The organism is Mycobacterium sp. smrl_JER01, from assembly GCF_048513595.2.
Lineage (GTDB): Bacteria > Actinomycetota > Actinomycetes > Mycobacteriales > Mycobacteriaceae > Mycobacterium.
Genome location: NZ_JBLXXK020000001.1, coordinates 3230237 through 3254089, shown reverse-complemented (window position 1 = coordinate 3254089; position 23853 = coordinate 3230237). Strand labels below are relative to the sequence as shown.

At 67.7% G+C, this 23853-nt stretch carries 28 protein-coding genes; 16 read left to right on the top strand and 12 right to left on the bottom strand.

Going from position 1 to position 23853, the window contains the following annotated elements; genetic code table 11:
- The first annotated feature begins 80 nt into the window (after positions 1-80).
- Together ACNUDN_RS15295 and ACNUDN_RS15290 are read left to right on the top strand one after the other, a co-directional pair.
- Positions 81-935: an alpha/beta hydrolase gene (locus tag ACNUDN_RS15295; protein ID WP_419122733.1), complete on the top strand. Its 855-nt coding sequence runs from the start codon at positions 81-83 to the stop codon at positions 933-935.
- Between the two features lie 151 nt (positions 936-1086).
- Entirely contained in the window at positions 1087-1254 is a 168-nt protein-coding gene (locus ACNUDN_RS15290; protein WP_419122732.1) for a hypothetical protein, read from the top strand.
- A 103-nt stretch (positions 1255-1357) separates the two neighbouring features.
- Here the strand turns inward: ACNUDN_RS15290 and ACNUDN_RS15285 are convergent, their stop codons facing one another.
- Positions 1358-2587, bottom strand: a complete 1230-nt coding sequence (locus ACNUDN_RS15285; protein ID WP_419122731.1) for a GGDEF domain-containing protein — start codon at positions 2585-2587, stop codon at positions 1358-1360.
- A gap of 316 nt (positions 2588-2903) precedes the next feature.
- On the opposite strand from ACNUDN_RS15285, the gene thiD reads away from it, so the two are divergent.
- Positions 2904-3752 carry a bifunctional hydroxymethylpyrimidine kinase/phosphomethylpyrimidine kinase gene (gene thiD, locus ACNUDN_RS15280; protein WP_419122730.1) on the top strand — a complete coding sequence of 283 codons (849 nt, stop codon included), beginning with the start codon at positions 2904-2906 and terminating at the stop codon, positions 3750-3752.
- 403 nt (positions 3753-4155) lie between these two features.
- Positions 4156-5430, top strand: a complete 1275-nt coding sequence (locus ACNUDN_RS15275; protein WP_419122729.1) for a sensor domain-containing phosphodiesterase — start codon at positions 4156-4158, stop codon at positions 5428-5430.
- Here ACNUDN_RS15275 and ACNUDN_RS15270 read toward each other — a convergent pair.
- Positions 5418-6314 carry an SDR family oxidoreductase gene (locus ACNUDN_RS15270; protein WP_419122728.1) on the bottom strand — a complete coding sequence of 299 codons (897 nt, stop codon included), beginning with the start codon at positions 6312-6314 and terminating at the stop codon, positions 5418-5420. The two genes, ACNUDN_RS15275 and ACNUDN_RS15270, sit on opposite strands and share 13 nt — an antisense overlap.
- Before the next feature lie 86 nt (positions 6315-6400).
- Here ACNUDN_RS15270 and ACNUDN_RS15265 point away from each other — a divergent pair, with 86 nt between their 5' ends.
- Positions 6401-6961: a TetR family transcriptional regulator gene (locus ACNUDN_RS15265; protein ID WP_419122727.1), complete on the top strand. Its 561-nt coding sequence runs from the start codon at positions 6401-6403 to the stop codon at positions 6959-6961.
- Here the strand turns inward: ACNUDN_RS15265 and ACNUDN_RS15260 are convergent.
- Positions 6939-7655 (bottom strand): YwaF family protein, encoded by a 717-nt coding sequence (locus ACNUDN_RS15260; protein WP_419122726.1) that lies wholly within the window; start codon positions 7653-7655, stop codon positions 6939-6941. The genes ACNUDN_RS15265 and ACNUDN_RS15260 overlap by 23 nt on opposite strands.
- A 93-nt stretch (positions 7656-7748) precedes the next feature.
- Complete coding sequence (locus ACNUDN_RS15255; protein WP_419122725.1) at positions 7749-8228, bottom strand: SRPBCC family protein; 480 nt, start codon at positions 8226-8228, stop codon at positions 7749-7751.
- A 167-nt stretch (positions 8229-8395) separates the two neighbouring features.
- Between ACNUDN_RS15255 and ACNUDN_RS15250 the strand changes: the two genes are divergently transcribed.
- Both ACNUDN_RS15250 and ACNUDN_RS15245 read left to right on the top strand, forming a co-directional pair.
- Complete coding sequence (locus ACNUDN_RS15250) at positions 8396-9481, top strand: alpha/beta hydrolase family protein (RefSeq protein WP_431960144.1); 1086 nt, start codon at positions 8396-8398, stop codon at positions 9479-9481.
- A gap of 36 nt (positions 9482-9517) precedes the next feature.
- Positions 9518-10489, top strand: a complete 972-nt coding sequence (locus ACNUDN_RS15245; RefSeq protein ID WP_419122723.1) for a hypothetical protein — start codon at positions 9518-9520, stop codon at positions 10487-10489.
- A 100-nt stretch (positions 10490-10589) separates the two neighbouring features.
- Here the strand turns inward: ACNUDN_RS15245 and arr are convergent, their stop codons facing one another.
- Positions 10590-11015: an NAD(+)--rifampin ADP-ribosyltransferase gene (arr, locus tag ACNUDN_RS15240; RefSeq protein ID WP_419122722.1), complete on the bottom strand. Its 426-nt coding sequence runs from the start codon at positions 11013-11015 to the stop codon at positions 10590-10592.
- A gap of 101 nt (positions 11016-11116) precedes the next feature.
- Here arr and ACNUDN_RS15235 point away from each other — a divergent pair, with 101 nt between their 5' ends.
- The 3 genes from ACNUDN_RS15235 to ACNUDN_RS15225 all read left to right on the top strand — a co-directional run bounded on the left by ACNUDN_RS15235 (position 11117) and on the right by ACNUDN_RS15225 (position 13151).
- Positions 11117-11722: an FKBP-type peptidyl-prolyl cis-trans isomerase gene (locus ACNUDN_RS15235; RefSeq protein WP_419122721.1), complete on the top strand. Its 606-nt coding sequence runs from the start codon at positions 11117-11119 to the stop codon at positions 11720-11722.
- A gap of 147 nt (positions 11723-11869) precedes the next feature.
- On the top strand, positions 11870-12706 hold the full coding sequence (locus ACNUDN_RS15230) for an EamA family transporter (protein WP_419125178.1): 837 nt from the start codon (positions 11870-11872) through the stop codon (positions 12704-12706).
- Positions 12707-12785: 79 nt separating this feature from the next.
- Entirely contained in the window at positions 12786-13151 is a 366-nt protein-coding gene (locus ACNUDN_RS15225; protein ID WP_431960141.1) for an RNA-binding S4 domain-containing protein, read from the top strand.
- Positions 13152-13233: 82 nt separating this feature from the next.
- On the opposite strand, the gene ACNUDN_RS15220 is transcribed toward ACNUDN_RS15225, so the two are convergent.
- Positions 13234-14565 (bottom strand): NAD(P)/FAD-dependent oxidoreductase, encoded by a 1332-nt coding sequence (locus tag ACNUDN_RS15220; protein WP_419122720.1) that lies wholly within the window; start codon positions 14563-14565, stop codon positions 13234-13236.
- Positions 14566-14742: 177 nt separating this feature from the next.
- Between ACNUDN_RS15220 and ACNUDN_RS15215 the strand changes: the two genes are divergently transcribed.
- Positions 14743-15702, top strand: coding sequence for an alpha/beta hydrolase (locus tag ACNUDN_RS15215; protein WP_419122719.1), 960 nt, complete (start codon positions 14743-14745; stop codon positions 15700-15702).
- A 139-nt stretch (positions 15703-15841) separates the two neighbouring features.
- On the opposite strand, the gene ACNUDN_RS15210 is transcribed toward ACNUDN_RS15215, so the two are convergent.
- On the bottom strand, positions 15842-16108 hold the full coding sequence (locus ACNUDN_RS15210; protein ID WP_419122718.1) for a hypothetical protein: 267 nt from the start codon (positions 16106-16108) through the stop codon (positions 15842-15844).
- Between the two features lie 163 nt (positions 16109-16271).
- Between ACNUDN_RS15210 and ACNUDN_RS15205 the strand changes: the two genes are divergently transcribed.
- Positions 16272-16610 carry a DUF3253 domain-containing protein gene (locus ACNUDN_RS15205; protein WP_419122717.1) on the top strand — a complete coding sequence of 113 codons (339 nt, stop codon included), beginning with the start codon at positions 16272-16274 and terminating at the stop codon, positions 16608-16610.
- Positions 16607-17155: a class I SAM-dependent methyltransferase gene (locus ACNUDN_RS15200; protein ID WP_419122716.1), complete on the top strand. Its 549-nt coding sequence runs from the start codon at positions 16607-16609 to the stop codon at positions 17153-17155. The genes ACNUDN_RS15205 and ACNUDN_RS15200 overlap by 4 nt, the downstream gene beginning before the upstream one ends.
- Before the next feature lie 15 nt (positions 17156-17170).
- On the opposite strand, the gene ACNUDN_RS15195 is transcribed toward ACNUDN_RS15200, so the two are convergent.
- From ACNUDN_RS15195 to ACNUDN_RS15185, 3 genes are read right to left on the bottom strand one after another with little or no spacing between them, the layout of a single operon-like run.
- Positions 17171-17563 (bottom strand): DUF4267 domain-containing protein, encoded by a 393-nt coding sequence (locus tag ACNUDN_RS15195; RefSeq protein WP_419122715.1) that lies wholly within the window; start codon positions 17561-17563, stop codon positions 17171-17173.
- 15 nt (positions 17564-17578) lie between these two features.
- Entirely contained in the window at positions 17579-18103 is a 525-nt protein-coding gene (locus ACNUDN_RS15190) for a DinB family protein (protein ID WP_419122714.1), read from the bottom strand.
- A gap of 41 nt (positions 18104-18144) precedes the next feature.
- On the bottom strand, positions 18145-19026 hold the full coding sequence (locus ACNUDN_RS15185) for a TIGR03854 family LLM class F420-dependent oxidoreductase (protein ID WP_419122713.1): 882 nt from the start codon (positions 19024-19026) through the stop codon (positions 18145-18147).
- Positions 19027-19146: 120 nt separating this feature from the next.
- On the opposite strand from ACNUDN_RS15185, the gene ACNUDN_RS15180 reads away from it, so the two are divergent.
- Positions 19147-19899 (top strand): alpha/beta hydrolase family protein, encoded by a 753-nt coding sequence (locus ACNUDN_RS15180; protein ID WP_419122712.1) that lies wholly within the window; start codon positions 19147-19149, stop codon positions 19897-19899.
- Between the two features lie 48 nt (positions 19900-19947).
- Here ACNUDN_RS15180 and ACNUDN_RS15175 read toward each other — a convergent pair whose 3' ends face one another.
- Positions 19948-20499 (bottom strand): hypothetical protein, encoded by a 552-nt coding sequence (locus ACNUDN_RS15175; RefSeq protein WP_419122711.1) that lies wholly within the window; start codon positions 20497-20499, stop codon positions 19948-19950.
- A 121-nt stretch (positions 20500-20620) separates the two neighbouring features.
- Between ACNUDN_RS15175 and ACNUDN_RS15170 the strand changes: the two genes are divergently transcribed.
- Entirely contained in the window at positions 20621-21232 is a 612-nt protein-coding gene (locus tag ACNUDN_RS15170) for a YdcF family protein (RefSeq protein WP_419122710.1), read from the top strand.
- Between the two features lie 21 nt (positions 21233-21253).
- Positions 21254-21964, top strand: a complete 711-nt coding sequence (locus ACNUDN_RS15165) for a CPBP family intramembrane glutamic endopeptidase (RefSeq protein WP_419122709.1) — start codon at positions 21254-21256, stop codon at positions 21962-21964.
- A 6-nt stretch (positions 21965-21970) separates the two neighbouring features.
- Here ACNUDN_RS15165 and ACNUDN_RS15160 read toward each other — a convergent pair whose 3' ends face one another.
- Complete coding sequence (locus ACNUDN_RS15160; protein WP_419122708.1) at positions 21971-23788, bottom strand: fatty acyl-AMP ligase; 1818 nt, start codon at positions 23786-23788, stop codon at positions 21971-21973.
- Between the last annotated feature and the right edge of the window lie 65 nt (positions 23789-23853).

Genomic DNA, 23853 nt, shown 5'->3' with positions numbered 1-23853 from the left:
TTGGATAATAGTTTTCCAATGGACAATACCGTCAAGGGCGTCGTGCTGCGGCGTCCGTCGAGTTGTGAAGGACCGTTCCGATGAACTCCATGTGGCAAGGCTGTCTCGCCGACACCGATTATTTCGAGATGCGTTCGCGCGGCGGGTACGACTACGGCGTCTGGGTCACCACACCGCCGGGGTTCGACCGGATCGCGACACCGGCGCCTGTCGTGTATGTGCTCGACGCGAACTTCGCCGTGGGCCTGACGGCTCCGCTGATCGTCACCCAGATGGACCCCATGCAGAAGATCCAGCCCTACATCCAAGTCAGCGTTGGTTACGCGGGCGAGGAAGCGCTGGACTGGGATCGGCTGCGCAACAGAGATTTCGTGCCGCCGGGCGAACCCATCGCCGAGGAGCTCATCGATGCCGTGGAGATGGGGTTGGAAGCGGGTGCGAGAACACGCGAAGAAGCAGACGCCTACCTCGCCGAACTATGCGACACCCACGCCGACGTGTTCCTGAGCTTTCTCACTGCAGAACTCCATCCGCGGATCGAACACGAATATCGAACGGCCACAAGCGGTCACGGTCTATTCGGCTACTCCTACGGCGGACTCTTCAGTCTCTACGCCTGGCTCTCGGGCAGCGCGTTGTTCGAAAGTATCGGTGCGGGCAGCCCCGGCGTCATCGCCCAGGACAGTCAGATCTTCACCGAGCTCCAGCAGATGGGTGGCAGCCGGCGCGCCGCCAGACTTCATGTGACCATCAACGACCGAGAGCTTTTCGGGGACCTGGCCGTCTACCGAAACCTCGCGAAGAACGCGGCTACGGTCGTTCATCACCTCTCGTCGCGCGGCGAAGCGGTCACCAGTGAGATCCTGCGCGAAACACACGTGACCGGCCTGCAGGCCTCGTTCCTCAGTTACCTGCGAACCTGCCGCCCACGGTGAACGCGGATGTCGTGCGCGCCCTGCGCCCCGCTGCGCTCGACCGCCTCAACCCCGCTGCGACCACCCATCCCGGCAGGTCCTTTCTGAAACTGGGAGCCGCACTTATCCGGCTTTCGCCCCCGAAGGCTGACCGGAGGCGGAGGATCGATCCATGTCCACCGTGCTCTGGATCGTCATCGCAGTGCTCGCCGTCGGCACAACGGCCGGTGGGCTGTTACGGATGCGAGCGTGGTTGCGGAAGCCGGCTCCGCCGGAGGTGATCGAGGCGGCGCGCCGCCGGAACGACGAAGAGGCACGCCAGGACGGCGAGAACGACTGACCGACGTCCAGATGGGCCGTGCAGATGGGCCGTCCAGATGGGTCGTCGCACGGCCGGTGCACGGACGCTCAGCGTGCGGTGCAGGTGTGGGTCACGGGGTCGGTCACTGTTGCCGGCGATGGGCCGTGCAATTGCGGCCCATCGCCTTGGCATCATAGAGCGCACGGTCGGCGGCATCCATCAGCTCGGGCAACGAGACAGGCTCTGTCGCGGTCGCGACGCCGAAGCTCGCGGTCAGTGACACGTAGACGCCACCATATGAGATCGTCGTCGCGGCGAGCCGGGCACGTAGGGACTCCGCGAAGGTGAACGCCTCACGTGAGCCGGCATTCGGTGCCAGGACGGCGAACTCCTCTCCCCCGACTCGACCGGTCACCTGCCCGATATCGGGTGCGCTGCGAAGCACCTCGGCGAAGGTTGCCAGCGCGAAATCGCCGCCGGCGTGGCCGAGTTCGTCGTTGACGTCCTTGAAGAAGTCGAGATCTGCCAGGATCAACGCCCCCGAGGCCGCACTGCGCAAGGTGAGGTCGGCTTGTTCGGTGAAACCGCGTCTGTTCAGCAGGCCGGTGAGCTCGTCGCAGTCGCGCTCGCGACGGAGGTCGGCCACCATGTCGACAGCGATCGCAGCGAGCAGGGCCGCCATGGTGATCGGAATGATCGCCACGCTCACCATGGTGATCCCGAGCCCGACCGGGGAGGCGGCGAACTGGTCCATCGCGGTATCGGTGGTGAGCTCACTGGGCAGGCCGGAGACCAGAGCAAGGACGACGTTGACGACCAGGCCGGTCGCCAACAACAGAATGGTGCTCACCATGAGTCGGTCGAAGGGTCGCCGCCGACAGGCCTTCCACACCCGGGCCGCCGTGACAAGCAGCAACAAGCCGAGGCAGAGGTTCTGGATGACCACACGCCCGACCAGCGCCGGCGCCACATACGCGAAGTACCACGTCCCGACCGACAGTGCGCCGACGACCGTGATCGCGGCCAAGCACCCGAGCCGCTCACCGGCTTGACGCAGCATTCCGTCGGCGAGCAACACGAACCCGGTCGAGACCAGGATCGCGTGTATCGACGATGCGAGGGCGATGTCGGCGCCCAGCGTCAGAACCCAGTTCGAGGCGAAAAGGAGCACGATCGTCGCCGCGTAAAGCAAGGCGTGGATGCGACCGCGATCGATCACCCAGAGCACGACGAATCCGAGTGCGAGTCCGATCAGGGTGAATGATGCGAGGTCGATCAAGCCGAACAACCCCCTGCTCATCGCCGGCGCCCCGAGAACGGATTCGAGCGCATCACGTTCGGCGACCTCTGCCGATCGGGCGACGGGTGCCACGCGACGCAACGGTCCAGGTCGGGACGAATTTCGCGGGCACGACCATAAGCCTTGCACAGACCTCGAGGTCGGTGCCGAGCAAACTGAACGACTCGGGCATTGCAGGGTGGACCGAACAGTTCTCCGGCCGAGCGGCGGGGTCCGCGGCGTGCCCAACACCACAGCGGTTAATGTCAGGCTCATCGCACCGCCATGCGCGTGAATGCCACGACGGTGTGAACCTCACCGCCACCTCGATGGCACCTCGATGGCGTCTCGATGCGATGACGGCTCCGGATGTCAATCGCACAACTGAAAGTCACGAGAAGACCGACCCATGGCCGACACGAACATCGACCTACCGCTGGCCGCACCGGGACAGACCCCGCGCCGAGTGATGACGATCGCCGGCTCGGACTCCGGTGGCAGCGCCGGTCTGCAGGCCGACATGCGTGCCTTCGCGATGCTCGGCGTGCACGGGTCTGCCGCGATCACCGCCGTCACCGTGCAGAACTCGTTGGGTGTCAGAGCATTTCATGAGGTGTCGGTCGACGTTGTCGCCGGTCAGATCAGCGCGGTGGCCGCTGACATCGGGATCGAGGCGGCCAAGACCGGGATGTTGGCGTCCACCGAGATCATCAGAGCCGTGGTGATGAGCTGGCGCGACGAAGGGCTCGCGGGCAGTGTCCCGCTGGTCGTCGACCCGGTATGCGCGTCGAACGCCGGCGAGCCGCTGCTGCGTGCCAGCGCACTCGACGCCATGCGTGAGGATTTGATCCCGCTGGCGACACTCGTGACGCCCAACCTCGACGAAGTACGACTGCTGGTCGGCATCGACGTCGTCGACGATGAGACCCAGCGCGACGCCGCTCGGGCACTGCACGCCCTCGGGCCCCGATGGGCACTGGTCAAGGGTGGTCATCTGCGCACCTCACGGACCAGTGCCGACCTGCTCTTCGACGGCTCCGAGTTTCACCAGTTCGCCGCGACTCGGGTGGATACCCGGCACGATCACGGCGCCGGTGACACCCTGGCCGCGGCGATCACCGCCGCGCTGGCACACGGGCGCCCGGTCCCCGATGCGGTGGCATTCGGCAAGCGCTGGGTGACCGAATGCATCCGGGCCGCCTATCCGTTGGGGCGCGGACTCGGGACCGTCAACGGGATTGCCGGCCTACACGGCTGAGCTCAGTGTCGAAGGCTCGCGCGGTCGATTTCCGTCGGCAAAGGAACCATCTTCGCGGAGTCAACACGACGCCGCCGGGTGACGATCTGCGCCTTCTGCGCCGAGATCCCATGCCCGGCCCCAGATCCGGGGCGCCGCGAGCCGCCGCGTCTACTTCAGGTGCGTGTTTGTCGGCGTCGAACCGGCGGTCGCTGTTATCTTGCATAGGTCCCGCCCCGGGCCGGAGTGAGCGCAACGCGTGCTGCAGGACCACTCATGGTGGCCACTCCGCAGTAGGTGCCGTCGCCGACGACCCTCATCCGGGGTGACGCTGGTGTGGGGGTGACGCGCGATGCTTGGCGGTGGCCGATCTCGATCCAGGTCGTGCCGCGGCATGTCTGGCAGCTGAGTTCTGCGGCGCATCGTGCAGAACCTCATCACCGCCGTCAACGCCTCGATCGATCCTGCGGCGATGATGCACAGGATCGCCGAGCAGATGTGCCTGCTGACTCCGAAGGCCGACGGGGCAGCCGTCAGCATCCTCACCCCGGAGGACACCTTCGTCGTCGTCTCGGCCCACGGCCTGGTCGAATCCCTGCTCGGTCTCACGCTGCCCAGGGAAGGCACATTTCAAGGGCGCGCGATCGCCACCGGTCGGCCCCAGGTCAGCGGGAACGCCCTGTCCGACCCGACGCTGACCGACACCGTTCGCGCCGTCGGCGCGCAACTGGGGATCCAGTCGCTGGTGGTGATCCCCTTGCTGCACCGGGGCGTCGCGATCGGAGCGCTGTCCCTGACGGCCGTCGACCGTGACAAATTCGCCGACCGGGACATCGCCGCGATGGAGGCCACCAGCCGGTTTCTGTCCGCGTTGATCAGCTCTCACACCGAACTCTCGATGCTGCTCGACGATTTTCTGCACGACCCACGTCATGAGGGCCGCGACGCCGCCGCACAGTTTCTCGCCTCGGTGCTGCTGCCGGACATGGCGCGCCAACGCGAACTCCATCTGCGCTTGACCGAATTGCTGGCCGCGCCTTCGACGCTGACGGCGGTGTTTCAACCCGTGGTCGATCTGGAGACGGAGGCCGTTGTCGGCTTCGAAGGGTTATGCCGTTTTCCGGTCGATCTGCAACGTTCGCCCGCCTACTGGTTCGACGTCGCGCGTCGTCTCGGTCGTGGCGTTCCGCTCGAGCTGGCGGCGCTGCGCCGGGTGCTGTCCCACGTCGATGACATTCCGGAAGACTGCTTCACGGCGGTCAATCTCAGTCCGTCCTCCGCCGTGGACCCTGGTGTCCGCGATGAATTGTTGGCAGCACCGCAACCGCTGGTGCTCGAGATCACCGAACACGAACCCTTTCCGGACGACCTCGCGGAATGCCTGCAACCACTGCGTGAGGGCGGTGTCCGACTGGCCATCGACGACGCCGGTGCTGGATACGCCAGCTTCGACCAGATCCTCAGGCTCCGGCCCGACCTCATCAAGATCGACGGCAACCTCATCTCCGGCATCGACACCGATCCAGCCAAACGCGCACTGGTCGCCGGCATCGTCCGACTTGCCGCCGAGATCGGAGCCGTCACCGTCGCCGAGGCGGTGGAAACCGCCGCTCAGCGGCGAACGCTGCGACAACTGGAAATCGTTCTGGGTCAGGGCTACCTCTTCGGACGGCCGGGCCCACTTCCTCAGGCGAAGTAATGCCCCGCGTGCAGGTCGTCGAGCAGGGTCGGCTGCCCGGGGGTCCAGCCCAACAGCTGCCGGGTGCGGACACTCGACGTCGGATTGTCCAACGAGGCAACCCAACCGATGAACCCCAGCTGTGCCGAGGCCTCCTGCGGTGACACGCTGACCGCGGGAACGTCGAGACGCTCGCCGATGGTTTCGGCGATGTTGCGGAACGGGATCCCCTCCTCGGCGACACCGTGCAGCCGGGAGCCGGCCGGTGCGGACTCCAGCGCCAAGCGGTACAACCGTGCCGCGTCGAGGTTGTGGACCGCGGGCCAGCGGTTGGTTCCGTCGCCGACATAGATGGCCTGCCCAGTCTTTCGGGCGTTCTCGATGAGCGCCGGGATGAATCCGCGTCGATCCGTGGGGCCGTGCACTGTAGGCGCCAGGCGGATGACGGCGGAGCGCACTCCCTCGTGAGCCAGGGCGAGGGTAACGTCCTCCGACGGCACGCGAGCGCCGCGAGGGTCCGGTGCGGTCTCCTCGGTGCCCAGCTCGCTGCGCGAGCCGGTGGCCAGCATCGCGGTGCCGGAGGTGTTCAGAAACGGCTTGCCGGAACCCGCGAGCGCCGACCCGATGGCTTTGACCGCGGTGAGATCGGTTTCGGCGGCGCCGGCGTAGTCGCCGAAGTCGTGCTTGAACGCCAGATGGACGACGCCGTCGGCCGCTGCGGCGGCACCGGCCAAGACGTCGGAATCGTCCAACGTGCCCAGGATCGGCCGACCCCCGGCCTGTGTGATCGCTTCCGCGGAGGCATCGGAACGAGCCAGGCCGGAGACATGATGACCGTGGTCGAGAAGCTCACGGACCACCAAAGTTCCGATGTGTCCAGAGGCGCCGGTGACGAAGATGTGCATTGCGGGTTCCTTCCGTGTGCATGTCAGCGAGTGACATCGCTCTTTCCGTGTGATGTCAGCACCTGACATCCCCGTAGTATTCCCCCATGGGCCGATGGGAGCCGGATGCGCGGGGCCGCCTGGAGCGTGCCGCGCTGGAGCTCTACGCCGAACGCGGCTTCGACCGCACCACCGTCGCCGAGATCGCCCAACGGGCCGGCGTCACGGAACGGACGTTTTTCCGCCACTTCACCGACAAACGGGAAGTCCTCTTCCGCGGCGACGAACTCGCCCGAAGCATCGTCGATGCACTCAAGGCCGTGCCGGAGTCTGTGGCACCGTTGGAGGCCGTCGTTGCCGCATTCGAATCGACCGCAGAGTTCTTCGACGAGCGCAGGCCGTACTCGATCAAACGTCAATCAGTCATCGACGCCAATCCTGCCCTGCAGGAACGAGAATCGATCAAGCTGGCCTCGATGGCGGCCCTGGTCGGCGATGCGCTTCGTCGTCGTGGCGTCCCCGAACCCGCGGCCAGCCTGACCGCGGAAGCCGGAACCGCGATATTCAAAGTCGCGTTCGAGCGATGGCTGACCGACCCCGCCGATCGCAGCATCGCGCTGCACATTCGCGAATCGCTGGCTCTGCTCAGATCAGTGGCGACCCGCTAGCGACGGGACGTCGACGTGCCCGCTGCCACGGCCACGTCATCAACGCCCACACGACGAGGACCAGCGCGGCGGCGGCGAAGATGTACACCGGCCAGGGGCCGAGCACATCCAGCAGCGTCGCGGTGGACGGCTTCTCGTTGAGGAAACCGTAATTCGCGCCGGTCATCGTGTTGGCCAGAAAAGTCAGCAGAGCCCACGCCATGGTGACGCCGACCACCAGCCGGTAGCTGCGCCACGTCGGGCGCATCCCACGCCCCCAGGTGAGGTAGACGGCAGCCCACACCACCAGCAGGTGAATAGCCCAGAACGCCAGATATTCGACACTGGGAAAATCGGGCCCGTGCAGCACCGGTGAGACCAGCGCCTGTGCGCTGAGCACCAGGCCCCAGTAGTAGGTGATCGCAAACGCCCAGTGCCGCTGTGACCACCAGGCGACGGCGGCGACAACCGTGGCGATATCGGTCAGGCGCAGCGGAATCGCGTCGGTGACTTCGGGGTCGAGCACCATGTAGACCAGCACCGCGGCGTAGATCAAACCTGTCAGCGCCCCGACGACCCGGCCGAACGTCCGGGCCTGGTGTTCGTTCTGACGGCGGCCGAGCCAAATCAGCCCGGCTGAACCGGCAACAAACAGGGCGATCATCGCCCAGTGCGACGGCCCGTACAACGTGAACTCCTGGTGCGCGGGCATCATGCCGTGTTCCCCGCCGGGTCCACTCGAAACCGGTGCGCAGGGGCTTGCCGTCGGAAAATCGACGAAAAGCTCCGCGATCAGGATGCGGTGGGGTCAGGACGCGGTCTCGGCGGCGAGTCGCGCAAGCGTGTCCGCCAGCTGATCCTCCGTCACGAGCGGGAACTTCACCTTCTCCAACAACTTCTTGTCGGTCACCTTCGACCAGTCGTAGGTGTGGCGGACCAGCGTCTCGTTGGGGCTCTGAGGTTCCAGCTCCCACAACCACTCCCAACCCGGCGGCTCGGTTCCCGCGGGCGCGGTCTTCCACGCCAACAGCTTGTCTTTCACATACCCGGAGACGTGGTTGTCGGTTTTGTATTCACCGCCCATGTGCTCGCCCTGCATATTCATCGTGAATACCTCGCCGACCTTCTGAATCCGGTCGGCGTGGTCCACACTGCGGACAAACCCGGAACCGTCGAGCGCCGGATGTCGCGCGGGATTGGACAGGACATTGAACACTGCGTCAGCGGACGCGTCGATGGTCCGCTCGACGGTGACCTTGTTGTCGTGGACCTTGTTGTCGTGGCTCATACCGTGTCATTGCCCGCACCGACCCGCGGCCCAAACCTGTGTGATCGGCACAACCGAACGCGCCGACTCCCCCACCGCCGCTCGGTTCACGGGCAGCACCGACTCGACCGCAGGGCGCCAAGCAGGGATGTTTGCACTGACAGCGACTCTTCAGGAACATCGCAGTAATGACCCGGATGGCACTGGCTGCGGCGCTCGCCACGGCGATCGCGCTGACCGGGTGCGCGACACCTCAGCGACAGGACGCCCCCGCAGACTCGGGGGCGGCGGCGGCCGAAGGTCTGCCGGAGTACACCCGGGCGCCCGGTGTCATCACGCAGGAGGATCTGGAGGAGAGCGCGGACCCGTTGGCCGCCTGGTTCGACCAGACCGACGTCGAGCAGATCAGCGTCGTGTCCACACTCGACGGTGCCGAGCAACCTGCGCTGTTCGCCCCACCTGCGGAGCCCGGCGGAGCGCTGCTGGTCGAAGTGCATTCGTGGAGCGACGACTACACCCAGGAGTACGGCATCCCGCCGGCGCAATGGGCTGCGCAGGTCGGCTGGGGCTTCTTGCATCCGGACTTCCGCGGCCGCAACGACAACCCGGACGCGACCGGCTCTGAGCTCGCCGTCCGCGACGTCGTCGACGCGGTCGACTACGCGATCGAGACCGCCGGGGTCGACCCCGACCGGGTCTATGTGATGGGTTTCTCCGGCGGTGGGATGATGTCGCTGCTGCTGGCCGGGCATTACGGGGACCGGTTCGCCGGCGCGGTGTCCTGGGTGCCGATCCATGACCTGGCGCAGTGGTACGCCTACAACCGCGACGAGCAACCCGACCGGGCCTATGCGGGCGAGATCGAGGCATCCTGCGGGGGCGACCCGACCGTCGCCGGCCCCGCGGCAGAGTCCTGCGCCGCCCGTAGTCCGTCGTCGGTCCTCGGAGAAGCCGCCGATGCCGGAATCCCGGTGTATATCGGCGCCGGGATCGATGACGACATCGTCCCGGCCTCCCACGCCCTGCAGTCGTTCAACGCGCTGGCCGCCGAGGCTGATCGGCTGCCTCCGGAAGCAGTCGAGGCGGCACGGTCCGCGCGCCTTCCCGAGGAAGCCGCGCACTCCGAGGTCGACACCTTCTTCACCGACGCCGAGCCGGAAGTGCTGTGGGCACGCACATCCGGCCCGGTCACCCTCGCGCTGTTCGACGGGGGCCATGACTACGTCTTCTATCCCGGTCTGGACTGGTTGGCCCGACTCGACGCCAACCGCTGACCACACTTGCAGGACCGACCGCCCACTGGATGACCCATGACTTCTGCGCGCTTTCTGAATCGGCGAACAGCCCTGATCGCCGGGGCCGGCTGTCTCCTGGCCGCCTGCGGTGCCCGACCGTCACCGGCGGTCAGCGGAACCGCCGTGCCGCCGCCGGCGCCGGAGTCGGTGCGTCCGCCCGAGCCGGCCCCTCTGCTCGCCGATCCGCCGCCCTACGTGCTGCGGACGGGGGAAGTCGAACCGGCCTGTAAGGCTGCGGCGGTGGCCTACGTCAGCACTGCGCTGACCGTCGGCACCGCGTCCGCCCGGACCAGCCCCGGACAGCGCCTACAACAGGCCGGCCACGACCCGTCCGCGGCCAGTGCCCTCGCGCCGTTGCTGCCGCCTTCCGGCGCCTCCACTGTCGAGGTGGTGTATCCGCAGTACGGCGGCCTGGTCACCGGCCGCAATGCGTGCGTGATGCTGGTGGCCGAGCAGAGCACGGTGACCGCGCCGGGTGCACCCGTCGCCCGGCGCACGCTGACCCTCGATGTACGACTGGTCGCCGACCGTGGTGCCTGGCGCGTCATCGAGGTCATCCCCGCGGTCGACCCGGTTCCGGCGTCGGCCCTGTCGGCGTCGGTGCTGGCAGTCCTCGCCGACGACCGCATCGTGTTGCCCGATGCGGCACGAGCGGATCTGCGCGGCGGCACCATCAGCGATGCGGTCGCCGAGTCGCTGCTCGCGGCGGCCGACCGCTGGCAGGTGCACGTCCTGGTACTCACCGGTGGTCATCCGCCGAATGTATGGAACACCAATCGGGTGTCCAATCACACCGGAGGCCGCGCGGTGGACATCTGGGCGCTCGACGACATCCCGGTGATCGACGGGGATCGGTGCCCGTGGCAGGAACTGGCGCGGGTCGGCGCGGCCTCGGGTGCCCGAGAGATCGGCACCCCGTATTCGGTCGGCGTCCGCGGCGGGTTCAGCGATCGCGTGCATCAGGATCACATTCATCTCGGTTTCTGACCTCCGACCTGCGATGGTCCGGGGCGGCTGCCTTGACTGTGCGCGAAATGGCAGGCGCGCAGCGACATTCGGCTCCGGACCGATCTCCGATGACAGATCCTCAGTCGTAGATGACATCGAGTCCGCGCTGCGCCAAGCGGGCTATCGCGTTCCGCATGGCGCTCAGTTGCTCGGGCGTGTGCCCCACCCAGTCGACGACTTCCCCGATGATCCGTACCGGTTCGCGGGTGCGGTAGGAGCGGGTCGGATTCCCGGGGTACTTCGTGTCGGTCACGTTGGGGTCGTCCTCGAGCGGACCCAACGCCTCGACCAGGTAGACGCGACCCGGCGCGTCGCCTGAGGCCAACTCGGCCCCCCATACCGCGGCGTCGAGGGTACGGGTCACGTACACGTGGTTGGCGATGCGCTTCTCGTCGTAGTTCATCGGTCGACCTGGTAGCAGCAGATCGCCCACCGCGAGATCAGCCTTGGTGCCGTGCAGCAGCGCACCGGAGACGTGCACTTCACAAGGCTTCGGAACACTCATATTTCTCCCCCTTCGGTATCCCCGACCGCGTCTCCGGTCGGGGCGGCCGAAAGATTGTGCGGCACCCTCGGGGGCTTGCCGCAAGGCCCCCCGCTGCACGTATGGTGAGGACGGGATGCGGTGACGGTAGCGTGGCGACGGTGAACTCCCTGCGCCTGCGATCCTCCGTCGTTCTCGCCGCGGCCGCCGTCATGGCATTGACGGCCTGCAGCTCATCTGTGCTTCCGTCGTCTGTCGCCCAGACGCCGGGGTGCCCGACGGCCCTTCCCGACAGCGGCGGCACGCCTGAGTGGACACTGCCCGGCGCCACCGGCAGTGTCGCGGTGACGGGATCCACCGACACCACAGCACCGCTGGTCAGCGTCGCGCCGCCGTTCAGCGTGACCGAGACGCAGGTGCAGACCCTGCAGCCGGGCGCCGGTCCGGTCGTCACGGACACGGCCACGGTGTCCGTCTGCTACATGGGGGTCAACGGGCGGGATGGCACCGTGTTCGACAGCAGCTACCAGCGGGGTGCGCCGGTGGAGTTCCCGCTCGACGGCGTGGTGCCGGGATTCCAGAAGGCCATCGCCGGCCAGAATGTCGGATCCACCGTCGCGGTGGCGATGACGTCGGCCGACGGGTACCCCAACGGGCAGCCCGCCGCGGGCATCCTTCCGGGTGATTCGCTCGTCTTCGCCATCAAGGTCCTCGACGTCACCGGCTGACACCCCGGCGGGGCTGCCCCGGGGAGGGCCGCGCCTGCGGTGTGACTCGGCCGGCCGGGCCGTGGCGCTTCGCCACAGGAGCAGACAGCGCGGGTACCGATCCCGTCAAATGCTGAGGTGAGTGCAGCTCTCGCCCGCCCGGGCGTCATGATGGCCATCACCGCGCAGGTTTCCATCCAGTTGGGCATGGTCGTCGCCGTCGGGCTGATCGACCGGATCGGGTCCGATGGCACGGCCTGGCTGCGGCTCTCGCTGGCAGGTGTGCTGCTGCTGGTGGCGGTCCGGCCCCGCCCCTCGGCGTTCACCTGGCACACCTTCGGGATGTGCGTTGTCTTGGGCTGCGTGACGGCAGCGATCACGCTGTTCTTCATGGCGTCGCTGGATCGGCTGGCGCTGGGCACTGCCACGGCACTGGAGTTTCTGGGTCCGTTGGCCTTGGCGGTGACGCATGGCCGCGGCCGTAACCGGCTGCTCTGGCCGGGACTTGCCGGCGTCGGCGTGGTCTTGCTGAGCGAGCCGTTCACCGGCGGCATCGATCCGAAAGGCGCGCTGCTCGCGGTTGCCGCGGGCGTGTGTTGGGCGGCCTACATTCTGCTCACCCAGCGTGTCGGAGATCAGGTCGCCGGGGTGAACGGGCTTGCGGTGTCGATGCCGATCGCCGGCGTGGTCTCGACGTTCTTCGTCGACAGTGCCGCGTTCTCGAAGATCACCCCGCAGCTGCTGTTGATCGGATTGGGCATGGCGTTGCTGCTGCCTGTGGTGCCCTACGTGCTGGAACTGTTGGCTCTGCGCCGGTTGACCACCGCCGCATTCGGCATCCTGATGAGCCTGGAACCGGCTTTTGCGTTGTTGATCGGATTTCTGTTCCTCGGCCAGGATCCCGGACCGGTCGGCATCCTGGGCATCATCGCGGTGGTCGCCGCCGGCGCCGGCGCCGCGCGTGCCGGCGGCCGGGAGATGGCCGTCCCGGTCGAAGTGGGCTGAAAAGGCCGGCCCGGTCGGGGCCGAGCAGGGTCGGGAAACCGGGTGTGACGAGCGACCGGGGATCGCCGATGATGGTGGCATGGAATCGACCCGGGTCGACCGCTGGCTGTGGGCGGTGCGCCTGACAAAGACCCGACCGGACGCCGCGTCGGCGTGCCGTGGTGGTCAGGTCCGGGTCAACGGCCGTGCTGCCAAACCGTCGACGTTGGTGTCTCCCGGCGACGAGGTGCGGGCCCGCATCGGTGAGACCACCCGCGTCGTCCAGGTGGCCCGGATCATCGCCAAACGTGTCGGGGCCGCCGACGCGGTCACCTGCTACCTGGACCGCACACCACCGACGCCGGCCGTGTCCATCCCGGTCGCGGTCCGCGATCGCGGCGCCGGCCGTCCGACCAAACGGGACCGTCGGATGCTGGACAAGTGGCGCGCCCGCCAGCAGGGTTGAGCAGAATCCTCGGCGGCGCGAAAACCGGCCGTCGCGAACACGAGGAACGGCATGACCGACGTCGGTTTGGTCGACACACGTGCTAGATGGGCGGCTGGTCGCAACTCGACCAGGTGTAGCGCTGTTCGGGAGCGCTGACACTTCCGAGCATGAACGTCCGGTGGTAGCGGCTGGCACGGGCGATGGTGGCCAGCCACGTCGTCACGGTGCTGACGCGGTTGCGCACACCGGTCAGGAACGCGATGTGGAGCAGTCCCCACGCCAGCCACCCCGAGAACCCGGCGAGCCGGACCGGTCCGACCTGCAGCAGCGCGTTGCCGCGGCTTATGTAGGCCGCAGCGCCCAGATCCCGGTACCGGTAGTCGCGGCGGCGACGTCCGGCAAGGTCGCGGCGGATACAACGTGCAGCATGCAGACCGCCCTGCATGGCGTTCTCGGCGACGCCGGGCAGATCGGCACGGCCGACGAGGTCACCGATGACGAAAACCTCCGGATGGCCCGGCACGGACAGATCGGGTTCGACCACCAGCCGTCCCGCGTGGTCGGTTCGGGTTCCGAGGACCTCGGCCAGATGCCTGGCGAACGGCACCGCCTCGACGCCGGCGGTCCACAACGCGGTGCGTGCCGGGTACTGCTGCGGTGCACCGCCGGCCTTCGGTGTGACGGTCACCCCCTCCCGGTCCACCTCGGTGACATGAACTCCGAGGTGGATCTCGACGCCGAGTTTCTGCAGCGTTTGCGTCGCCTTCTCGGACAGGCCCGGCGCGAAGCTCTTGAGAACGCGGTCCCCCCCGTCGAAGAGCAGCACCCGGGCGTCCTGCGGTTCGATGCTGTGGAACTCGTTGGCCAGCGTGCGGGTCGCCATCTCGCGGATCTGACCGGCCAGCTCCACCCCCGTCGGGCCGCCTCCGGCCACCGCGAATGTGAGCCAACCGTCCCGCTCGGGTCCGGCAGGCACGGTCTCGGCGATCTCGAACGCCGTGAACACCCGCTGTCGAATGCTCAGCGCATCGTCGAGGGTCTTCATCCCCGGGGCCCACTGCGCGAAGTGCGGCTTCCCGAAGTACGACTGCTGCATCCCAGCGGCGACGACCAGGACGTCGTAGTCCAGGGTGAACGTCGTCGCGTCGGGCCGCAGCGCCGTCAGCGTCCGGGCTTCCGGATCGAGTTCGACCGCCTCGCCGAGCAGTGTGGTGATGTTGCGGTGGCGGGCGAACTCCTCGCGCAACGGGCGACTGATGTGGGCGATGCTCAACGTTCCCGTCGCGCACTGATACAGCAACGGCTGGAACAGGTGGCCGGCCGACCGGTCCAGCAGCGTTACGTCCACGTCTGCTGCGGCGAGTCTGCGGGCGCAGAACATTCCGCCGAATCCGCCTCCGATGATCAGCACCCGGGGACGATGACGGCTCACCCCGTCGAGGCTAGTGCCTGCGCCGGGTAGGCCGGAGACCGCCACAGGTAACGACGAATCGTCACATGACGAAGTAACGGGTGCGGCACGGCGGCGGATGCGAAGCAACGGCTTCCGTTCCCGTGCGTATCCAGGCACGCGCGTCCGGTGGGCGCGCCGAGAGGACGGCGGTAAAGAATGCAATCGATACGGAGCGCGACCCGACGGCTGTCGGTCAGCGCTGTGGTCACACTTGTCTTGTCAGGCCTCATCGCGGTGGCCGGCGGGTCGGCGACGGCAGCGGCGTACTCGCGGCCAGGACTTCCGGTGGAGACCTTGATGGTGCCGTCGGCGGCGATGGGCCGTGACATCCCCGTCAAGTTCCAGGGCGGCGGTCCGCGGGCGGTGTACCTCCTCGACGGCCTACGCGCCCGCGATGACAACAGTGGTTGGGACATCGAAACGGCAGCCTTCGAAACGTTCTTCGAGTCGGGTCTGTCGGTGGTGATGCCGGTCGGCGGAATGTCGAGCTTCTACACCAACTGGCAGGGTCCGGCGGTCGGTAACGGCAGCACCTACAACTACCAGTGGGAGACCTTCCTGACCTCCGAGCTGCCCGCCTACCTCGCCGCCAACAAAGGCATCTCCCCCAGCGGCAACGCCGTCGTCGGGCTGTCGATGTCAGGCAGTGCGGCGCTGATCCTGGCGGCCTACCACCCCGGTCAATTCAGCTACGCGGGCTCCTTGTCGGGCTACCTGAACCTCTCGCAGGGTGTCTGGCCGTTGCTGGTCAGCATCGCGATGCGCGACGCCGGTGGTTTCAGCTCCACGGCGATGTGGGGACTCGGCGGCGGCCCGACATGGCAGCGCAACGATCCGACGGTCAACGTGGGCCGTCTGGTCGCCAACGGCACACGCATCTGGGTGTACTGCGGAACCGGTCGGCCAGGTGAACTCGGCGGTGGAGGCGACGTCCCCGGACAGGTTCTCGAGGCCATCACCTTGGACAGCAACAAGAACTTCCAGCGCCAATACCAGGCGGCCGGCGGAAGCAACGGGGTGTTCAACTTCCCGGCCAACGGCACCCACGGTTGGGGCTACTGGGGTTCCCAGCTCAACGCGATGAAGCCCGACATCCAGCGGGTGCTGGGCGCCTGAGCTCGAGCGGGCGGTGACGCCGACGGCCGCCGCGGACTTCGATGTCCGCGGCGGCCGTTGGCGTCTGCTGCCTCTGTTGTCAAGTGCCTCTGTTGTCAGGTGCCTCTGTTGTCAGGGCGACCGCTCGGCAATCAGGGGGTCAGTAGGTGGGGACGAACACGCCGTTCAGCCAGACGCCCCAGTGCTGCCAACCTTCGTCCCAGACCTGCGGCTGACCGGCTGCCCACAACGGATCGACCGGCTTCGGCGGGGCCCAGGCCGGCGGCGTGCCCTCATTGGGCCCGGCCGGCGGCGCGGGCGGCGGGGTCCAGCCAGGCTGGGCTCCAGCGGTCGCGGCGACTCCCATCGCGCCGGCCGTGAGCCCGCCCAAAACGGCTGCACTTGCGAGAACGTGGTTCAACTTCATCGTGAGAACTCCAATCCCGGGTGGCGACCCGCATTCGTTTGGGAACAGCTGTCAACTATCCGCATACCGTGCGTGGTAAACGCATCGGCCGTTCGAAATTTCGCGGGCTTACCGATCCGTCCTGTTCAGCCGCTACGGCTGTGGTCTAGGGCACACTGAGCGGATGTCCGAGCAACGGCGCGCAGAGCTCGACCGGATCGCCGAGGGCGGTGGTGCGGGGGCCGCCCAGGCGCGCACCGCCCTCGGCGAGGGGCCGACCAGACAGCGGCTCGGTGCAGCCATACGGGCGTTCGCCACGCACCGGGGCCCCGCCAGCAGCACCTGCCCGTCGGACGCCGCCCGGGTGGTCGGCGGCACCGAGTGGCGACACCTCATGGACGATGCGCGTGAGATTGCGCGCGAGCTGGCGCGCTCCGGTGAAGTCGAGATCACCCAGCGCGGGACGGTAGTCGATCCGGACGTGGATTGGCGCGGCCCGATCCGCATCCGGGCACGCCCGTGACCCGCGACGACCGGGACCGCTGGGACCGGCGCTACGCCGAACGCGGGCCGCTGCCAGTCGAGGCCGCAGCATTGCCGCCACGCCTGCAGCACTGTGCCGACGTCTTCCCGACCGCCGGCCACGCGCTCGACCTCGCGTGCGGCGCCGGCGCGGGGAGCGTCTGGCTGGCCCAGCGCGGACTGAACGTGCGGGGCTGCGACGCGTCGCCGGTGGCGATCCAGCAGGCGAGGGACCTCGCGCGGCGCTGCGGGCAGATCCGGCGCTGCCGGTTCGACGTCCACGATCTCGACGCCGGACTGCCTTCCGGCCGACCGGTGGACGTGGTGCTGTGCCACAAGTTCCGCGACGCCCGACTCGATTACGCGGTCGTCGACCGGCTCACCGCCGGTGGCGTGCTGGCGATCTGCGTGCTCAGCGAAGTCGGAGCCGCACCCGGACCATTCCGTGCCGCACGCGGTGAGCTGGCCGCAGCCTTCGCAGCGCTGCAGATCGTCGACCACGGCGAGCGCGACGGGGAAGCCTGGTTGGTGGCTCGGCGCCGCTGAGGCGCCGAGACCGTGTTACCCGGTGGGTCCGGAGGACGAGCGGGGCGACCGGACCGCACCCCACAGCCCGACGCCGATCCCGACGACGGCACCGCCGAGTCCGATCAGCTTCTGCGACCGTCTCATCTGATCGTGCACACTCATTCCGCCCAGCAGATCCGAGGCGTCCGCGCCGCCGGAGGCCAGAAACCACCATCGGGTGTCCTGCCCGCGCAGTGCGGTGGCCAGCAGCATCCCCCCGATCAGCGCGTCGCGGTACCCCATGGACCGCAGCAGCAGACGGGCGGAGGGTGGCGGCTCGTCGGGATCGCCCCACCACTTGTTGGCACGGAGGGGGTCGACGAGAAATGAAACCCCCGACGCCAGGCGGATGCCGCCGGCTACCAGGGCTGCGCGGTCTGCGGCCATGACGTCAGTGTGGCATCAAACACCCGTCACGCCGTCGATTCGCTCGCGGATCAGGTCGGCATGTCCGTTGTGGCGGGCGTACTCCCCGATCATGTGAATGTAGATCCACCGCACCGACACCTCGGATCCCACGAACGGTCTGGTCTCGTGCAGATCGCAGGTGCGGCAGACCGTGCGGGCGGCGTCGACCTCGGCCTGCCAGATGGATACCGCCTTGTCGAACGGAATGTCATCGGTGACCTCGAAACCGCCATCGTGGCCGTCGGTGTCGGTGTCGGTGTCGGTGGCCGGGTCGAAGATGGGCGCAGCGACCTGGCGGCCCACGATGCGGCGGAACCAGTTCCGTTCGACTTCGGCAAGATGCTGAACAAGACCCTGCAGCGTCAACGCAGACGGCGGTACCGCCGCGAAACGCACTGCGGCCTCGTCCAATCCGTCGCATTTGAGCAGCAAGGTCTGGCGCTGGAAGTCCAGCCAGGATTCCAACATCGTGCGTTCGTCACTGGCCATCGGTGGTGTCGCGCGCTGCATACCCGTCATGGCCGCAATCCTGCCATCGCCGACACCTACTTGCCTCATCGTCAATTCTGGCGCGGCAGAAGCTCTTTGACAAAAGTATCGATGAAGGCGGTCATGTCGGCCTCACCCGCCGGTCTGATCACAAACTTCGTCAGGCCGGCGCCGGTGTACTCGTCTATCTGACGGTGCAGCCGCGACCAGTCCGAGGCCACCACATCGGCGGGATCGAGGTCGGGACGTCGCCTGCGGATCGCGGCAATAACCGGTTGGGGGAGTGTGCCCTCGCCAACCGCCAGATTGATCCCGAAGTGATCCTCGGGAACCACCCTGCCGGCGCGGTCGGCAGCTTCGGCGATCGCCGACCGGGCCGCCCCGGCCTCTGCCGGGGTCACGAAGCTGCCGAGCCAGCCGTCGGCGAGTTCGCCGATGCGCCGATAGCCGGACTGAGATGACCCACCGAGCCAGATATCCACGCGCGACGTCGGTTTGGGCTGCACATTCACCTGTCGAACCGCAAAATGTTCGCCGCTGAAACTGCCTCCCTCCTGTTCGAGCGCGACCCGTAACAGGCGCAACGACTCATCGAATACGGCAGCGCGCCGGCCCTCGGGTACTACGAAGGCGTCCCGTTCGGCCGGCAGCGCCGAACGCAGGCCGAACACCGGAAGGACTCGTTTCGGTGCCAGCGCGGCCAACGAGGCCAGTTGCTTGGCCACCAGCACCGGATGTCTGCCGGGCAGCACCGCCACCGACGTGCCCACCTTCAACTGCGTGGTCCTGGCCAATGCGTATGCCATACCGACGAACGGCTCCACCGCGGGCGAGTACACCAGTTCGGAAAACCACAGCGAATCGACGGAGTCTGCCTCCAGCCGGTCGACGATATCGCCCAATTGCCCAGGCGCCACGCCGGCGCCCAGACTCACTCCGAATCGAATTTTCATCCTCGCCCTTCGCTCGATCGACACCCTCGCTGGATCACCCGGATCACCCGGATCACCGGAACGCCGCCGGGGCCCTCTTTGTGCCCGCCGGTTCAGGGTCCCGGGTGACAGGATGGGCCGGTGGCAGAACGCGTCAGGTTCCCCAGCAGTAGCGGACCCGAACTCGCCGGACTCATCGACATACCCGAAGAGCCCGTTCGCGGGTGGGGGGTCTTCGCCCACGGATTCACCCTCGGCAAGGACAGCCCGGCGGCGAGCAGGATCTGCAAACACCTTGCCGGCGAGGGGATCGGCATGCTCAGATTCGACAATCTCGGACTCGGCGACTCCGACGGCGACTGGGGCGACGGGTCGTTCTCCCACAAGGTCGCCGACACCGTCCGCGCCGTGGAGTTCATGAACGGCACCGACCGCCAGGTTCGACTTCTGGTCGGCCATTCCTTCGGTGGGGCCGCGGTGATCGCGGCGGCACACGACTGTCCCTCGGTGGCCGCACTGGCCAGCATCGGGGCCCCGTTCCAGCCCGCTCACGTCGAACACAACTACGACGCGCTGGTGACCTGCATCGAAGCCGACGGTGAGGCGCCGTTCCTGATCGGCGGAAAGGCCCTCACCCTGAGGCGGCACTTCATCGAAGATGTCCGGGCCGCCGACCTTCGGGAACGGATCACGACGCTGCGTCGCGCACTGCTGGTGATGCACTCGCCCACCGACAACACGGTCGGCATCGAGAACGCGAGTGACATCTTCCGCACCGCGCGCCATCCGCGCAGCTTCGTCTCCCTCGAAGGTGCCGACCATCTGCTGACGGGAAAGAACCAGGCGGCGCGCGCGGCGCGCATCATCAGCGCCTGGGCCGACCCGTACCTGTGAGCCGGGCGGCAGAGCATCCGGCACGTCATCGGCGAGGTCGAGCGAGGATCAGCCCCCCTCGCTCGCCTCACCTCCCACCTCGGCGGGCAGCGGCGGCGGCAACGGGGTGGGACTGGTGGTCGGTGTCGGGCTCGGCGTGGACGGAGTCGGAGAGGCCGGCGCCGGGCTTGAGGTGCTCGACGAGGCCCCGCGGTGGAAGTCCAGCATCGGTTCCTCGCGCAGCACGCGCTGCCCTGCGCTGATCACCAGCGCGGCCGATGTCACCCGGTACTCGATTCCGTCGTTGTCGGCGGTGAACGAGCCGTCGGACGAGCGTGTCGCGGACACGATGAGCCTGGCCCCGTCACGGACCCGCACGCCGCGATACTCGTAGTCGCCGTCCGAGTCCCGGCAGATCGCGACCCGCGAGCCGGCAGTGCTGCCGAACACCACCATGGTCGCGGGAGCGGCGCAGCGGGCCGTCGAGTCGATGTAGCCACGATCGTCGGATGGAGGCGCGCCGGAGGCGGCCGGGGCCGCCGCGATCGTCAGCGGTACCCAGGTGAGCGCGACCGCGGCGAACAGGGCCACGCGACGAGACGGAAAGCGTTGGGATGCCATCACCTTCCACCAGACCACGAGACAGCAGAACATGCGAACACCGACCGCGGGTGAGCATGCATCGTTGGCGATTCGAGACCGCACCGTAATGACTTCGCCCGCCCCGGCGATGAACCCGATGATGACTCAACGACCTATGCAGGCGCTCGGAGTTCCGGCGGCCCGATTGAGCGCCGTGATCGGCGCCCTGGTGCTGGCGGTCGCCCTGCTCGGCGGCACCCCCGCCGCGGGCACCGCCGCCGCGGCTCCGCCTTTCGTGGTCAAGGACTTCTCCAAGCCGGCCATCGTCATCCTGGGTTACGGACTCAAACCCAACGGCACGATGCGCACGATCCTGCACACGCGCGTCCTGGCGGGCATGGCTGTGGGGCACATGTTCCCGCAGTCGCCCATCATCGTGACCGGCGGTAATCCCCGCAACGGCAACACCGAAGCCGGGCAGATGCGCAAGATGCTGCGGCTCTACGGCATTCCCGAAGAACGGATCATCGTCGAGGACAGGGCCAACAGCACGGTGCAGAACGCGGCGTTCTCCGTGCCGCTGGCGAAAAAGGCAGGCACCTCGGGCATCATCCTGGTGACATCGTCCTCGCACCAGGACCGCGCCGACGGAAACTTCGCCGACGCGGGCGGCAATGTGCTGGCAACGGTCAGCTTCCCCGACGCGAATCCATCGATCAACGTCACCCAGTTCGTGCGCGACGTGCTCAGCCCGTTCATGACCATCACCTGAGCGGTCAACTAGCGTTTGGCTGTGGTTGTCGCACAGCAGACCTCCCCCCGCCATCGCTGGGGCCTGGGCGCCTTCGTCCTCGTTCAGGCGGTCTACCTGGCAATCTCTGTGCTGCTGGCCTTCGCTCTCGGCGGTTCGGGGACGACGCATGTGTCGACGATCCTGGTGGCCGTCGGTGTGCCGAGCGCATGCGCAGCCGTGCTGGCGATCGTGATCACCCGCATCCGCGGCAACGGGCCGCGCGTCGACCTGTGCCTGCAGTGGTCCTGGCGGGCGGCGGCCACCGGACTGCTCTTCGGTGTCGTCGGTCTGTTCGTCACCATCCCCGCGGCACTGCTGTGGCTTCAGATCGTCGGCGCGGACGCCAACTCGGCGGCCGGTGAGGTGTTCGGCGGGGTCCGCGCGGGCTGGGCCTGGGCGATCGCGGTATTTGTGCTGATCGCCATTCTGGCACCGATCTTCGAGGAGGTCGTCTACCGCGGCCTGCTGTGGGGCGCCCTGGAGCAGCGCTGGGGACGGTGGGCGGCGTTCGCGGTCAGCACCGTGGTGTTCTCCGTGGCCCACCTGGAGTGGAGTCGGACGCCGCTGCTACTGGTCGTGGCGATCCCCATCGGGCTCGCCCGGCTCTACACCGCCAACCTCACCGCCAGCATCGTTGCGCATCAGGTCACCAACCTGCTCCCCGGCTTGGTACTGATGTTCACCGTTGCCGGGGCGCTCCCCCAGGTCTGAAGCAGGTCAGTCGAAGGCGCCGCCGAGGTACTCCTCGCGGCATGCGCGTCGCGCGAGTTTACCGCTGGTCGTCCGCGGAATCGCACCGGCGGGAACGACACGGACGTCGGCGACGGTTATCCCGTGCCGCTCACGCACCGCCGCCGTGATCGCCGCAGCGGCGGGCGCCGGATCGACTCGGGCGGTTCCTGCCGCGCGTTCGGCAACGACCACGGTCTGGCCGTCGGTGGTGAAGGCGGCGACATATCCGCGCCGTACGATCGTCGAGGCGTCGGCCACGGTGGCTTCGACATCCTGCGGATAGAGACTGCGCCCGTCGATCGACAACTGGTCGGCGATACGGCCGGTGACATACAGCTCGCCATCCAGATAGAACCCGAGATCGCCGGTGCGCAGCCAGCTTCGGTCCGTTGCGGCGCCCAGCGCGTGGCTTCCTGCCGCGAGCGTGCGGCCCATCCTGGCTCCGAAGGCGTGCCTGGACAGCGCGGGCTGGTTCCAATACCCGCGGCCGATGTTGTCGCCTTGCAGCCAGATCTCTCCGACGCAACCGTCGGGCGACTCGTCGCCGTTGTCGTCGACGATCACGCACCACTGGCTGCGGGCGACCTGACCGCACGAGACGTGCGGGACCGCCTGCGGATGATCCGCCGTCACCGGCACCGCGCGGCCCTCGGAAAGCTCCCGTCGGTCGAGGTGGAGCACGTGCGCCTCGGCAGCGGGCCGGATGGTCGATACGAACAGCGTGGCCTCGGCCAGACCGTAGGACGGCTTGAAGGCGGTGCCGGGCAGGCCGAACGGCGCGAACGCGGCATCGAACGCGCGCATCGCACCGATGCTCACGGGTTCGGAGCCGATGATCATCACCACATTGCGCAGGTCGATGTCGGAGTCCGCAGGCGGGACTCCCCGCTGTGCGGCCCACTCGTAGGCGAAATTGGGTGCGGCGGTGACCACCCGGCCGGTTCGTGAACCGGCCGACAGTGCCTCGATCCACCGCAGCGGTCTGCGGACGAACGCCGTCGGCGACATCAGCGTGGAATGACCGCCGTACACCGCGGGAAAGCCGATCATCGACAACCCCATGTCGTGATACAGCGGTAACCAGCTGACACCGTGGGTGTTCCGGTCGAGAAGATCGATGGACAGGATCATCTGCAGCAGATTGGTGCCGACGGCGCGGTGGGTGATCTCGACGCCGACCGGCGGGCGGGTCGCGCCGCCGGTGTACTGCAGGTGGGAGACGTCATCGACATCGATGTCGACCGCGGCGAAGTCGGTGGCCGCGGCATCGGCGATCTCGTCGACGCTGATGACCGCCGGCCGCTCGATCGTCGTCATCGCGGACAGGAACTCCTCGACCGGACCGCGTGCCGCCGAGGTGGTCAGTACCGCGGTCGGCCGGGCATCGCGCAGCGCGACGTCCAGGCGTTCAGCGTGACCGGGCAGCTCCGGCGCGAACAGCGGTACCGCGACGGTGCCCGCTTTGACCGCGCCGAAGAATCCCGTGACGTACTCCAGGCCCTGGGGCGCCAGGATGGCCACCCGGTCACCGCGGCTGGTCACCCGCTGCAGGTGCGTCCCGATCGCCTGCATCCGGACACCGAGGCGGTTCCAGGTCATCTCGACGGGGTGGCCGTCGGCGCCGCCGGAGAAGTCCAGATATCGGTAGGCGATGGCCTCACCGACGTTGGCGATGTTGCGTTCGATCAAAGAGATCAACGTCACGCCCGGAGGCAGGACGATCCCGCCGTCCGCGTCGAGGCAGTCCTCGATCTGCAGCAGACCCTCGTGGATCTCGACCTCCCGGCCCCGGTCGCGGTGCATGCCGTAAGTGTAGGCAGCGCCGCGACAAGATGGTCAATCACCCTGCGCGGCAACGCATGTCGATG